At 64.8% G+C, this 12,863-nt stretch carries 10 protein-coding genes and 3 pseudogenes; 6 read left to right on the top strand and 7 right to left on the bottom strand.

All coding sequences use genetic code 11. From position 1 onward, the window contains the following. The first annotated feature begins 178 nt into the window (after nt 1-178). Together ACZ54P_RS33210 and ACZ54P_RS33205 are read left to right on the top strand one after the other, a co-directional pair. Nucleotides 179-493, top strand: a complete 315-nt coding sequence (locus tag ACZ54P_RS33210; protein WP_465465557.1) for a hypothetical protein — start codon at nt 179-181, stop codon at nt 491-493. Nucleotides 494-816: 323 nt separating this feature from the next. Then, entirely contained in the window at nt 817-1,260 is a 444-nt protein-coding gene (locus ACZ54P_RS33205; RefSeq protein WP_465465556.1) for a hypothetical protein, read from the top strand. A 1,439-nt stretch (nt 1,261-2,699) separates the two neighbouring features. Here ACZ54P_RS33205 and ACZ54P_RS33200 read toward each other — a convergent pair. The 4 genes and pseudogenes from ACZ54P_RS33200 to ACZ54P_RS33185 all read right to left on the bottom strand — a co-directional run bounded on the left by ACZ54P_RS33200 (nt 2,700) and on the right by ACZ54P_RS33185 (nt 6,875). Then, complete coding sequence (locus ACZ54P_RS33200; protein ID WP_465465555.1) at nt 2,700-3,221, bottom strand: flavodoxin family protein; 522 nt, start codon at nt 3,219-3,221, stop codon at nt 2,700-2,702. Between the two features lie 110 nt (nt 3,222-3,331). Further along, nucleotides 3,332-5,122, bottom strand: coding sequence for a DUF4389 domain-containing protein (locus ACZ54P_RS33195; protein ID WP_465465554.1), 1,791 nt, complete (start codon nt 5,120-5,122; stop codon nt 3,332-3,334). 924 nt (nt 5,123-6,046) lie between these two features. Then, nucleotides 6,047-6,273 (bottom strand): annotated as a pseudogene (locus ACZ54P_RS33190) (ISNCY family transposase); the annotation flags it as partial. Nucleotides 6,274-6,377: 104 nt separating this feature from the next. Next, the gene (locus ACZ54P_RS33185) at nt 6,378-6,875 is read right to left on the bottom strand and encodes a hypothetical protein (RefSeq protein ID WP_465465553.1); all 498 of its coding nucleotides are present in this window, start codon (nt 6,873-6,875) and stop codon (nt 6,378-6,380) included. Nucleotides 6,876-7,530: 655 nt separating this feature from the next. Here ACZ54P_RS33185 and ACZ54P_RS33180 point away from each other — a divergent pair. The 3 genes and pseudogenes from ACZ54P_RS33180 to ACZ54P_RS33170 all read left to right on the top strand — a co-directional run bounded on the left by ACZ54P_RS33180 (nt 7,531) and on the right by ACZ54P_RS33170 (nt 9,552). Further along, entirely contained in the window at nt 7,531-7,722 is a 192-nt protein-coding gene (locus ACZ54P_RS33180; protein ID WP_465465552.1) for a hypothetical protein, read from the top strand. 70 nt (nt 7,723-7,792) lie between these two features. Continuing rightward, nucleotides 7,793-8,271, top strand: a pseudogene (locus ACZ54P_RS33175) (transposase); the annotation flags it as partial. A 540-nt stretch (nt 8,272-8,811) separates the two neighbouring features. After that, nucleotides 8,812-9,552 (top strand): ANTAR domain-containing protein, encoded by a 741-nt coding sequence (locus ACZ54P_RS33170; protein WP_465465551.1) that lies wholly within the window; start codon nt 8,812-8,814, stop codon nt 9,550-9,552. Nucleotides 9,553-9,777: 225 nt separating this feature from the next. On the opposite strand, the gene ACZ54P_RS33165 is transcribed toward ACZ54P_RS33170, so the two are convergent. Together ACZ54P_RS33165 and ACZ54P_RS33160 are read right to left on the bottom strand one after the other, a co-directional pair. Continuing rightward, nucleotides 9,778-10,533, bottom strand: a complete 756-nt coding sequence (locus ACZ54P_RS33165) for a GAF domain-containing protein (protein ID WP_465465550.1) — start codon at nt 10,531-10,533, stop codon at nt 9,778-9,780. A gap of 20 nt (nt 10,534-10,553) precedes the next feature. Beyond that, complete coding sequence (locus tag ACZ54P_RS33160; protein WP_465465549.1) at nt 10,554-11,150, bottom strand: GAF and ANTAR domain-containing protein; 597 nt, start codon at nt 11,148-11,150, stop codon at nt 10,554-10,556. Between the two features lie 715 nt (nt 11,151-11,865). Between ACZ54P_RS33160 and ACZ54P_RS33155 the strand changes: the two genes are divergently transcribed. After that, on the top strand, nt 11,866-12,093 hold the full coding sequence (locus ACZ54P_RS33155; RefSeq protein ID WP_465465672.1) for a hypothetical protein: 228 nt from the start codon (nt 11,866-11,868) through the stop codon (nt 12,091-12,093). Nucleotides 12,094-12,105: 12 nt separating this feature from the next. Here the strand turns inward: ACZ54P_RS33155 and ACZ54P_RS33150 are convergent. After that, a pseudogene (locus ACZ54P_RS33150) lies at nt 12,106-12,306 on the bottom strand (DUF2188 domain-containing protein); the annotation flags it as partial. Between the last annotated feature and the right edge of the window lie 557 nt (nt 12,307-12,863).

The following is a 12,863-nucleotide window of genomic DNA, read 5'->3' as shown; positions in this document are numbered from 1 at the left end:
ATGCGCCATGGAGTCCTGCCGGTGACATGACGGATGAGGTTGACGATCTGCGCGCGCGTTTTGAGGCAGGCTGAGCGGACTCCGGATCCATCGGCTCCTGGCAGTGGACTACTGGGATGTCCACAACTTCGCCTCCGAACCCACACGATGGGACTACGGAAACTGGCATCACGCTGTCATGGGCGTCGGACTCAGCACCGACGCGGGGCCGGCGACGATCACCTGGACTGACACCTTCTACAGCAACGGCGTCGAAGTCCTCGACGGCCGGATCGAGGACCACCTCAGCTTGCGCGACGAGGGCACGGAGCGCAACGGGCCCGACGTCGGTTCCAGGAGCCCGTGGGATCGATACCTGCGACGCCGATTCGCGAGACCGCCGCTCATTAGGAGCGACTGGAACTGGGGCCACGCCGGCGAGCCGATAGCAGTGTCGTCGAGCCCGCGAGCACCGTGGACGTGCCGCTGGCTCTGCGTCTCAACTTTGATGTAGTGGCGGTGGACGCGACGACGCCCTTGCGATTTTCGCAAAGCCGGCGGCCGACAGCAGTTTGGCAACTCCTCAGTAGCGCGCCCGAGGGCAACCGAAAAGATCCTCTTGACGACGTGTTCGCGCCACAGGAGGATCGACTCGCACAACGTCATGCCGGAAAGGAAATGAGAATGCCGCCCGGAATTGCGAAGAAACAGCATGCGGTAGTGTCCCACAGAACGAATTTCTTCGGGCACCCGAGCGGGCCATCGACAGTTTCGTGGAAATACCAAGGTGTCAGCCGGGAGGTGGTGCGACCCGATGACGGACAATCTGCGGAACGATTGGCAGTCCGGTGTGGAGAATGCGCCAGGGAACTGACCTTCACCGTGCACAGCGTCGCGGACACACGCCGACGGCAGGGCTATTGGCGGGCAGCCACCTGGGCCTGTGTGGCGCTCTTCTTCGCCGGAGTCGCCAGCCTCGTCGCGGGCCAGGTCGTCTGGGGTTCCGTGGCGATCGCCTTCGGCTTCATCGCCGGCTGGATCATCGGATCGACCGCGGCGGAAGAGGTCGGCGTCACCGGCCACGGCAACGCCGTGCGACTGACGGTACCCAAGCACCACATCGCCCTTACCGAACCCCCGCCCGAGGGTATGCCCGAGCTGGTGTGCGCGCGGTGCGGCCACCAGGAGGAGTTCCCCCGGGGAAGCCATCTCCGCAAGCGCTACGTCCAACAGCGGTATCGGGACGCACAGGCTCGTTTCGCAAGGCACCGCTGCCGCTGATCTGAACGCTGCCTTTCGCCCTAGCGCGACACGCACGGGACTGACGACATCCACGAAGGAGTAGGACGGCAGCGTGCAGACGGTGCCCTTCGACTCCTCGATTTAGATTCTTACCTAATGGCAGCGGGCGAGGCCTCTTGTAGGTGGCGCCGTGACCGTTGATGTCGATCAGATTGAGGCGTAGTCTTTATGTCATGCGTTAGGGGAGTTTTGCAAAATGTTGATTCGTGTTCACGCTGGTACTCCCGGAGCAAAGCTGGAGCACGCGCGCGCCCTGAACGGCATTGAACTGCATCGAACGGTGCCATACGGCAGCGTTTGACGTGTCGTTTCCCTATCGTCGCAAGTCGGAGGCTTGCCCGAATCTCACTGACAGTGAGAGGGTCAGGGGTTCAAGTCCCCTTAGCTCCACTGCGACGAAACACCGCCCACCTGGCAGGTCTGCCGAGGTAGGGCGGTTTTTCGCTCTCCTCACTTTGAGAATTGGCGTTGCGAACTTCAGTTACCGTTCAGCAACTAAGGCGAACCTGGGGCACGCCCATGACCCCGTTTCAAACGGGGTCACCAAAATTGCCCCAGTCGGGTCACCCTTCTGGGTATTCCTGCGGAGATTCTCCAGTGCTGCTCGAGGTTCCACGCGGCGACCGTCAACCCGATCGGCTCGACCTTCGCCACCGTGCGGCATCGGAGGAAGGTCACCAGGGTCCCCGGCTCGCGCGCGGCCGGACCCTACAGCCGCCCAAAAGATCTTCATACACAGGTACTGACAATTACTCGGCGGTGCTCTCGATGTTCTCTAGCCGTTCGTGGTCAACACCAACGGCCGGACCGCCGGAAGACTAAGCCGTCTGCGTGGCACCGACGCTCCGGCACTGACTGGTGTCACACTGAGCACCGTGACGTCGTTTCGCTCGTTTTGCACAGGCCCAGGCCGGCCTCGTCTTCGGATCAACGACTGGGGGTGAGTTGTCCGCAGCGGCGAACAGCGGAGCTCTGTTAGAGACGCAATGGGTTGAGCGGAAGAAGGACGTACCTAAGGGCGATCAACCCAATCTGGAACTGGCGCGGGATCTCGCATCGTGCAGTGAGCCTTTTTCATCCTGGTGATGGGGTTGGTGTGTCGGTGCTGTGAACGTGGCGAAGCTCCTGGTAGGTCGGTTGTCGACTAAGAGCAACCGGTACCAGGAGCTTCGCTGTGCTTTCTTACCCGTCGGCCATCTCGCTGTCCACCTCCACGCTGCGGTATGTCGTGAAGGTGATCCGTGATCATCTGAAGCGGATCGGGTCCCCCTGGCGGGGGGGGTGTGGCCCTGTCACGGGGAAACGTCACGATCGTGCGGAGAACGTCGCCGAATTCATGGGACGGATTTGCCCGCAGGACTGAGGGGAGCGGAACCTGTCTCCTACGGCTTTCCTGTCAGGGCCAAGGGCAAACTCGTTCATACCTTCTTCAGCCGCGCGAATCCCTTGCCGAGCACCGCACCCCAGTCCCGCGCCCGCGCCAGCTCGCCGTCGCGCAGCACCGGCTCCTGCTTGTCCGTTCTGACAACGAAACTCTCCGACGGCACGAGCGGATCGAAACCGAGCCGCCTGAGTTTGCGTGCCACACTCACCGCGGCCGAGCCGGTCAGCCAGCGCGGCTTCCCCACCCGGGTGTCGAACGTCGCCACCGGATTACCGCCCGATACCCCGTCCAGGGCACCGACCCAGTCCCGCAGGCCCTTCGTCGACCGGACACCCTCCACCGCCTGCCGACCGGCCTCGGTCCGGCTGGAAGGCCACGACATCCCGTGCACGTGCGTTGGACCACCGACCACGAGCAAGTCGGCCTCCGCCACATTTCCGACGTCGTCGATGTTCACGACATCTACCTCGGCGTAGGGCGACAGCCCTTCCGCCACGGCCTTCGCCACCCGCTCGGTGTTCCCGAACATCGACTCGTACACCACCATCGCATGCATCACAGTTCTCCTTGTCTTGTCGGGGAAAGTTCACGAGAAGCGCGGCCGACCGGGACCGCGACCAGCACCGCCGCCAACACCAGGAAAGCGATACCGATGAACAGCAGCGATCACGCGACCCAGCTCAGGGCCGGGACGGTCGCGCCGGCTTCGGCGCGCGCATCGACGCCTGCCGATCCGTCGGCGTTCATCACCACCACGGTCCAATCGCCCGCTTGATCCGGCCAGGTCACCGTCTGGGTGCCGGTACCGCTCGCCTTCGAGGTCCAGATGCCCGCGTTCTCCGGCGGACCGAGGGCACCGGAGCCTTGGTGCACGACCACGGCGCCGGAGGACAGGTCGGTGATCGTCGCGTAGGCCGTGCCCGCGAACTGGCGCTGGACGGCGGCCGACGGCGCGATCCCGATGAAGACCGGCTTCCCGGATCCCGTCACCGTCAACCGGACATCGCCCAGGGCGCTCATCGCGGGCACGGAACCACTGGTGGCGCTCTCAAACCGGACCCGTTCGCTTACCAGGGCAGCGGTTTCGGTGCGGTAGGACGCCGACGTGCTCAGGTAGCCATCGTCGTCACGGCCGGTCTGATCCAGCCACAGCAGCGCACCACCACCGGTGAGCAGCCCCATGGACGTCAGACCGAGGACCACTCCCGCGACCACGGAGACGATCCTGCCCGGTGTCCAGCTCGAGGACACGGGCTTGCGCGCGAGCGGATGCGCCTCCTCGATCGGCGGCGTGCCGCCTGGCTCGTCGCCGCCCAGATCGATCCGGAACGGCGGGTACTCGTCGGTCATGAGCGCGGCGTAGGCGGTGACCCGGATGACCCAGCGGTCCATGCCGAGGACGAAGTCGTAGACCGGCTTCGGGTACTGGCCGGTGAACAGCAACACAACGCCGGCGATGAGGACGAGCAGGCCGACGAGTCCGCCCGCGCCCCAGCTGAAGCCGTCATCTTCGGGCCGCCATGCCAGCCACAGGCCTCCACCGGCGAACACGCCGAGGATGAGGCAGTGCGGGATCGCCAGCAGCCACTTCACCAGGACGAGTCTTCGCGACAGGCGTTCCGGATAGGAGATTTCGAGTCGTGCCGGGTAGCCGGGGACATCGGCGAGGGTGAACGGCGGGTACCGGTCGGTGCCCAGGGCGGCGTAGGCGTAGTACTGCACACGCCAGGTCCAGCGCAGCACCCCGACGGTGAACACCGGGACGTCCGGGTACTTGTCCCGCCATGGAGTCACCTGTTCCTCGGTCGCCTTACGTTCAGCGGCCTCGATCTCGGCGGGATCGACGTCAAGGAAGTTCGGGCGGAGTGCCCCGTGGTCGAACAGATCCGACCAGGTCCGGACCACGGTCAGCCCGGCCTCCCGCAACTGCACCTCGTCGAACGCGAAAGCGACCGCCGCGTCGCTGGCCGGCGAGCCGTCGGCGCCCACTACCACCGGTCCCGCACCATCGGGCCACGGTCCGCGGGCCACGACGATCGGGCAGTGCCCGTGGTGGGCCAGTGCCACGGCGATGGAACCCACGAGCATGCCGGTGAAACCGCCCAGCCCCCGCGAACCCAGCACGACCATCGACGCCCGCACCGACTCCTGGACCAATGCCGCCACCGGGCCCCATTGGCGGACCGCGGACTCGATCACAAGATCCGGATACCGGGCGAGCACCGCTTCCCGGGCGTCTGAAACCCACTCCAGGCCACGGCTCTCGAAACCCTCACGGATTCCTTCCCACGACGGGATGACACCCGGCATCGTCACGACCGGCATCGTGAACACGTGCACGAACCGCAGCGGCAGGCCACGTTTCGAGGCCTCACACGCCGCCCACATCGCGGCCGCGTTCGCGGACCGCGACCCGTCGATCCCCGCGACGATGGATCTTTCGGTGGTGACCGGCATTCCCGCTCCTCTGCTCCGTCTTCCGTTTCAACACGACGGCGGAATCTGCCCGGCGTGCTACCCCAGTCTTGTTTCAGTCTCGGCCTGCACGGATGGCAGAACGCAGAGGATGAAGTCCCGCGATCCCCGCCCCCGGGTCCCGCTCACCTGGCCAGTAGGCCCGCACCGTGAGGACCAAAGTCCCTAGCTGCATGGTCTCCGGGTCGTCGAGGCTGTGTCGAGCCCAGACGGCACTGACCGCGCGACCCCGGGCTTGTTCAGCTCGCTTCACACGTTCGGCAGCGGCGTCGAGATGGGCATCGCAGTAGTAGCGGCCGCCGCGAGCCGTGCGGAACGGTGTAGGGGAAATTGCCTTACAGGTCGAGCATGCCCGCAAACGTTGGATAGCCTTGTCCCGCCGCGGCGTCCCGGCCTGGCGAGACCGAGCCGTTCGGACTCCTCACGCCGCTTGCGACGAGTCTCCAGCGTGCGGATCGGCTGGCTGTTGCCGTCGCGAGCGTTGATCGAATCAGCTTCTTCGCGCCTTGAGAACTCGCGCGTGCTCGCTCCATCGGCCTCTTGCCCGAACCTGAGCCGCTCGCCGCGTGGACCTCTGCCCATGCGAGACAGCATGCGTCGCCAAGGCCCTGGGAGGCACGGCTGAGAAGACGGAGGCGAAACGGAGTCCGATGACGTCAAGGAAAAGTGGGTAGTACTCGCATAATCAGACATATTGGCAGGTCGGCAAGAATGTTGATCTTGAGCCGCCAAGAGGCTCGAACACCTGACCTTCTATTTACAAGTCCCTCTGCGACAAGCTCAGCCAGTGTCGCGAAATGCCGAGTTTCGACCATCTGCGCAGGTCAACGTCAACCTCTGGGCTTGACCCAGTTTGGCTAACATCCTGGCGTTACCCCCAGATGTCTGCCAAACGGGTCGAGCCCACTCATGCCCTAACTGGTAGCGGAACTTCGGAAACATCAACCGCAGATAGGTTTCTACCGGCACGCTGGGCCGCCCGAGACGCGCGTCTAAGTGCGCCCGGAACGGAGCAGAAACCGCTCATCCTCCAGCCAGGCATCCACTCGTTCCAGCTCGGCTGGCAACCGCCGGCACACCTCCGGAAGCACCGCATCCCACAACGTCAGCTGGCCGTTCTGTGTCCGTAACATTGCCTGAATCCCCTACAGAACCACGGTTTCCGTCATCATCCCGCACGAAACACTCCAGCCGACGAAGACACACCCCAGCGAGCTACTTTTTCAAGTCGAAGTAGCTAGACGATGGAGAGCGAGACGATTCCGGAAAGGGAAGAGACACCGGCGCCCACACAGTCGAGCGGGTTGGGCGCGACCAGCGTCAATACCGAGTTCACTGGGGCACCTTGATAGAGGCCAGCGGTGATGGTGCCCAAGCTGTCCTCGACAATTAGGCCGACCGGTCTGGTGATGACGTTGGTGGCAGATTTGGTGCTGGTCTGACCGGTGTTCCATTGGATGGTGGACTGGCTGCTGGTGATAGGACTTCCCAAGGCGCAACTGCCGCCTGGGATGACGGTGGTCGTGCTGGTCACGCCTGAATCCACGGTGCCGCCGAGACAGGGCCCGTAGTTGATGGTCGAAGTCGCGGTGGTCGGACGCGCAGTGATGGTCAGCGGTGGGTTGTATGTGAAGGTGACATTACCGACGCAGGTCAGCAGGGGAACGGCGGCAGAGGCCGGGGCCGTAACGATGAGGCTCGCCAATCCTGCAATCAGGACGGCCAGTGTCGTCAAGCGCCTGATAAGTCCCCTTAGGACACCACGTGTCGCGGATACGGCCTGTCGTGTGCGGGAAAACGTTGTTGGGATCATGACGCACTCCTTTGCTAAAATTTCGCGCGGTAAGCGTCCATGCCCTCACGACGGGTACAGCGCTCCTTGGGTGGGCTCGTCTCCCTTCTGAGTGATGCGTATCACTTCTCCTCTAGATCGCTGATTACATGGCGCATCGTTAACAGCCGAATGGGTGAATATAGAGACACCCGAAGGGTGTAGTCCTGTAAGGATAAGCGCTGGGTCATGGGCCGGTCCGACACCCATCACCGCTGGCCTCTAGTCGGCGTCTCGGTCGTTCAGGTCCGACCGTTCGCGCTGAGAACGACGAGGTCATCCCCCATGGCGCATTGCCTCAAGCGCCGCACCTCAACGCGCGCCCCTCCTATGAAACGGGGCGCGCCCTCCCACTGGCCCCGATCACGTGGTCACCACACCACATCGCTGTGCCCGAAGTGGACAAGGAGGCCGTCATGATCTGTGACCTGACCACAAGGACGACGAATGCCGCGCGGGACGTTTACATGACCCGGTCGCACGACGGCCGGGAATCGAAAGGAGCAACAATGTTTACTCGCGCACGAATCGTTGTAACGCTGGCCGCAGTTGCCACCTCTTGCTGACCACGATCGGCACCGCGTCCGCCGCAACGGGTGGCCCACTCGGCCTGAGGCCCAGCGGCCCGGTTCTGGGCCCGCTGATCATCCCACTCATCAGCGACATTGCCTTCGTGGCGGACGTAGTTTCGCTGATCCCCGGTGCCAATATGGGAACCGTGATCGCGATCGTGGCCGGCCTCCCACTCTGACAGGTGATCGAAGCTGTTCCACCAGGCTGGCCGGGCCTGGAACCGCAGCCGCGACGCCCCACCTCAATAACTGCTGCGCGACGGAGACGCGTACGCGAATGGCGGGGCGCTGGACGCGCAAGAAAATTACTGAACGAGATGACCAAGGCGGTGCGTGAACGAGTGTTGGACGCCGAAATGACCCAACATCTCGGTTATGAGAAAGGAGACCCTGCGGGGGACCTGCCGTTCCGGGAATTCACGGAACGGCAGGTCCCCGAAAACCGTGTTCATCTCGAACGGGCCGGTCGAGCTGGCTGTACCGCGTGATCGGAATGCTTTGTTCGAACCGGCGATCGTGCCGAAACGCGCACGTCGGCCGGGTAATTTTGACGAGGCGATCCTGTCATTGAATTTGCATGGCATGACCACCCGGGACATCGAAGCCCATCTGCGTGAAGTATATGGTGCGAAGGTGTCACGGGAATTGATCTCCAACGTGACCGAAGTGATGACTGACGAGATCGCGTGGTGGCAATCCCGGCTTTGGACGAGATGTATCCGATTCTCTGTCGATCTCGGGACGGCCAGAAGCTGGCTGCTCAACATCCCGGTCGTCGGATATCGGCTACCCGATTAGCCGCGTCGTATGCCTGCCGTCGCCGACCAGCCGGTTCAATCCCCGACCGGCCTATCCGCTGACAGAAATTCTGTTGGACGCTGTCGGTACTGGGCGACACTGCGTGGTCGAGGGGGCTCCGAGACGAAACCGGGCCCTCGGAACTCGGCCGCACTCGTCGTTCTCGGCACCCCTTGTTCGGCGAGGTCGAGTGACGGTTTCACGGCAGTGGCGCTACAGTGCGAGTGCAGGAGGTTCTTCGCGCGTTCCGATTCGACGGTACGCCGCCTTCGCGGCATACCGACCTCGCACGACGACGAAGGATTTCGCCGTGGGGAAGATGCGGCACGTTCCCTCCTCGTCCAACAGCGGGCCTGGAAGCACCCCGAGACCGGACTAGCCGGCGATCGTGATGGTGCCGGTCCGGTCTCGCCTGCTTCCCCGCACGGATCCGGGTTCCCGTCGTTTGCGTAGCCGACGAGGAGCTGGCCATGGATAAGATGCGGGATGAGTCGTTGCCTGGGGTCCTCGACGAGGTCACCGGGGCGCTGGAAACGTTGATCGCTGCGCTGGACAACGCTGAGGACTCCGCGATCCTGCTGCATCAGGTGTGTCAGCAGGTGACCCGGGCGGTACCCGGTGTCGACGAGGCCTCCATCACCCTGATTATCGAGGGTGTGGCCACCACCGCCGCGACGACCAGTGATATCGCCGCCGCTCTGGACCGCGACCAGTACGCCTTCGGGGACGGACCCTGCCTGCGAGCCGCGCGCACCGGCGCCATCGTGCGAGTGTCCATCACCGACGCCACCGAGCTGTGGCCGGTGTTCGCGAAGGACTCGGCCGAAGCAGGTTTCGGCAGCTTCCTGTCCGCGCCGCTGGCGATCGGCGACGGGCATACCGGGGCGGTCAACTGCTACAGCACCCGCGGCCACGGCTTCGCCGAACTCGACGAGAAACTGCTCGACCTCTACACCACCGCCGTCACCGCCGCCCTGCACGTCTACAACCGCTACCAGCTCGCACACGACACCGCCAAGCATCTCAGAACAGCATTGACCAGTCGCGCGGTCATCGACCAGGCCAAAGGTATCCTCATGGTCCTGCATCGGACTTCCGCCGAGGACGCGTTCGCGCGGCTCGTCGAACAGTCCCAGCGCGAAAACGTCAAACTGCGTGACCTGGCCGCCCGGTTCATCACCCACGCCACCGGCTTACCACCCACGACGTGACCACGCCGCGAACAGTGCGGCCGGTGTCCTTTTGCACAATGGCGCATTCCTACGCACCTCAACACATCCGACGTCGTGAAAGCCCCAGACTGCCGGATCCGCGCACCCCGCGATGATCAGGACGCGCAGCTGACGGAAGTACGGTGTCACCGAAGGCCGTCCGGCCAGCGCCCCTCCTCAGCGCAGCGGCCAAAGGCTCTGCCAACCCCGACCCCGGCGGCGGGGCTAGGCGCTGGTCACCACAGCAGGATCAAGCGAGCCGTCGGTGATCGCTCTCGTGACGTCACGCAGAGCCTGGGGGTGATCGGCGGCGTAGGCGAGTATCGCGGCTTGGGCGGCGGCGGGTTCGATCCCGAGTGTTCCCGCGACAAAACCGACGGCCTGTCCGAACCGGACCCGGTCGTTGAGTGCGGTGACCGTGGCTTCCAGGAACCGGTCCGCGCGACGGTCACCGCGTTCCTGGACCAGCGCGAGCACCGCCATATCCGATACCACCTGAGCCAGTTCCAACTGCCACTGCTGCTGCGCCCCCCTCCCGCCGTAAAGCAGGTTGAATCCGCCCACCGCACGTCCGTCCAGCTTCATCGGCACCGCGACCACCGACCGATAACCCGCCTCGAGCGCGGCGGAGACGAAGTCCGGCCACCGCGCCCAGTCCGATGTCAGATCAGGTGAGGTGACCAGAGCGGCGGCCGCGATGCAGTCGACACAGGGCCCCTGATCGATATCGGTCTGCAATGACTCCAAAAATTGGACCTTCTCATCCGAAGCGGCCACCACGTCCAGCCCGCCACCGAAGCGGGACAGCAGCACACCGGTCGAGGCCGCGCCGAGCAGCCCGGTACCGACCTCGACGATCAGGCGCAGCACCGTGGCGTTGTCCGGCGTACTGACCAGGCGCGCGGTGATGGCGGCCAGCGCACCGGTCAGGCGCGGGGTCAGCGTGCCGGGATCGCCGCCATCCCGTCGGTGACGACTCATGTTTCCTCCAGATCGGCGGTTCATTCGGCGAAGTCCTCCAGGACGATGCGCCGCTCCAGCACATCACGGGCGACGTCCAGGATCGACCGATTCGTCCCGAAAGCATGCGCGCGCAGGCGAGCGAAAGCGTCATCGAGACCGATGTGCAACTGGGCGGCGAGCATGCCGGTCGCCACGTTGACATCCTGGAACGACCGCACCTGCTCCGGGGCGAATCCGCGACCAGCCATTTTGGCTGTCCGGGCCTGCCGCAGCAGCGCGGCGGCTCCCAGCTCCGCCGCCAGCGCGGCGTCCCCGAGCTCGTCAGGGGGTAGGCCGCCGGAACTGCGGCACACCAGTTCCAGAGTGCCGAACCGGATCGCTCCAACCTGAAGCGGAAACGCGAACATCGCCGCCGCGCCCACCGTGAGCGCGGCCTGCGCAAACCCCGGCCAGCGCATCTGCTCGGCACGCAGATCAGACACCAGCACCGGACTCCCACTGGTGAATGCCTCGACACCGGGCCCTTCACCGACCGTGTACTGCAGTTCCGCCAAATCGGCCGCCCACGGGCCGCTGGCGCCCAGCACCTCCTCGGCATGCGAGCCACCCCGCAACGCCAGGGTCGCCGCGTCCACTTGACTCAGCGTCTCCACACAAGCAAGACATACCCTCTGCGCCCAACCGTCCCGGCGGCCCGCCCACTCGCCGGCCGGAGCGATAGCCCGCCACAACCGCCCCCGACGCTGCCCATCCAACGCTGCGCCCCTCTCCGCCGCAGGCCACCCGAACGGGAAACCCCGGAACCGTCACTCTACGAGACACCACCCCGATAAGCAGCTCAGCCGCCGCAAACGAACTCGGTGCGCGGCACATTCCGTCCCGCCCTCATTTGCCTTCCACCCTGCGCGACATGTCGACCTGGACCGAAGTGGCGAGTTAGAAAACATCACCGGTCCGCCGTGGATCGCTCGGCGGATATCTGGGACATGGATACAAAGATTGCGCCGAACTCGGGGTAATGCAGCAGGCGTGTGACCTCCCGAGCTGTCGCCGCGAAAGCCGGACGCCGGCACGATGTGGTTTGGCCGACCGCGAACCTTGACGTCGCGCCGGCCCAGTACGACTAGTTGACGGCGTGGGGGCGGGTTGCCCGCCGAGGTTGACGATTAGGAGCCGTGGTGGTCCGCAAACGAGTGTGGTGCAGTCGAGAGCACGACTGCACACGCGGATGTGGAAACCCCTCGGCCGAGCGGGACCAGCTGCGCCGGGCGCTGGAAACACTGCCGGTGAACGAGCAGGCCAAGGGGATGTTCATGATGTTGCGTGGCTGGTCGGCCGAGGAGGCATCTTATGGCGTTGAAGGCGATCTCCCAGCACACCAACCTCAAGCCACACGACGTCGCGACGGTGATCGTCGCCGCGGGCAGCCACGCCGAGCCGCCCGTGCCTGATCGCGAGGTGGTGCGGGCGGTGCTGGCCGAGAACCGAAGATCCGTGTTGGACTCGCCTTCGGAGACTAACCGCGTCCCGCCGGACACAGGGTGGGGCCGGAGGGACCAGAGCGCTGTTCCTCTCTGAACAGGTGTTGCGCTCGCCGACCTGACCGTCCTGGTTCCGGATGAAGTGCTCGACCTCGCGTTCCCGCGCCATGGCATGACCCTTGTCGACGGCCTCGGCCTTACTGTCATGGACACCGGCCGCGCGCGTGCTGCCCTCGACCTTGTTCTTCCACTGGCCGTCCTCGAATAAGGTCTCGATGTCACCCCGCACCGGTGAACCCCCTCCCCGCATCGTCACCGACGACCAGTGGATACCCGGTCCAGTGGCTGTCCGGACGTCTCCGAGCGGCGCTTGCCGAGAGGAACTGGGCAGGTGTGTACTGAGGCGCTGCCCCGGTCTGGTCCTCGCCTCGGGTAGCCGACCGTCGGGCATGGCCTCCCCACTCTCCTCGCGGGTTGCGTGCCCGACAGTTCGTGACCTCGCTCGCCACACCACCTGACCGTGTGGTTCCCGCCCCCGGAAATGCGGGTAAATCTCCAGGAATCCCAGGACGGGATTACCTGGCCGCGGCGCGACTCTCCCCCTAGTTCGCGCCGCCTGGCCGCTGTGGCCGGTTCTCGGTGGGCACGTACTCCGAGAACCGGCCACCTCCACCCCGTCCGTCACCACGCCGACACCGTCTTCGTCGCCGGCACCCCATCGATGGTCGTGAGTGGACAGCAGCGCCCAGCGAGGCGGCCGCTGGGAGCGTCAACACGGCGCGCTCCGGCCAGCGTTGCAGTGACGGTGTTCGATTTGGACAGTCGTGCACTGAAGTGGTTCAACTGTCCGGAAAGAGCGAGGCGCCT

It is taken from the genome of Amycolatopsis sp. NPDC034160 (assembly GCF_055575355.1).
Note: the sequence above shows the minus strand (reverse complement) of the source record. Positions and strands in the feature narration are given on the sequence as shown.

Bases quoted from the DNA above. Each gene is read 5' to 3' on its own strand.
- ACZ54P_RS33165 (WP_465465550.1), bottom strand. From the start codon at position 10,533: ATGAGTCGTCACCGACGGGATGGCGGCGATCCCGGCACGCTGACCCCG.
- ACZ54P_RS33170 (WP_465465551.1), top strand. From the start codon at position 8,812: ATGGATAAGATGCGGGATGAGTCGTTGCCTGGGGTCCTCGACGAGGTC.
- ACZ54P_RS33155 (WP_465465672.1), top strand. From the start codon at position 11,866: ATGGCGTTGAAGGCGATCTCCCAGCACACCAACCTCAAGCCACACGAC.
- ACZ54P_RS33200 (WP_465465555.1), bottom strand. From the start codon at position 3,221: ATGCATGCGATGGTGGTGTACGAGTCGATGTTCGGGAACACCGAGCGG.
- ACZ54P_RS33210 (WP_465465557.1), top strand. From the start codon at position 179: ATGGGCGTCGGACTCAGCACCGACGCGGGGCCGGCGACGATCACCTGG.
- ACZ54P_RS33195 (WP_465465554.1), bottom strand. From the start codon at position 5,122: ATGCCGGTCACCACCGAAAGATCCATCGTCGCGGGGATCGACGGGTCG.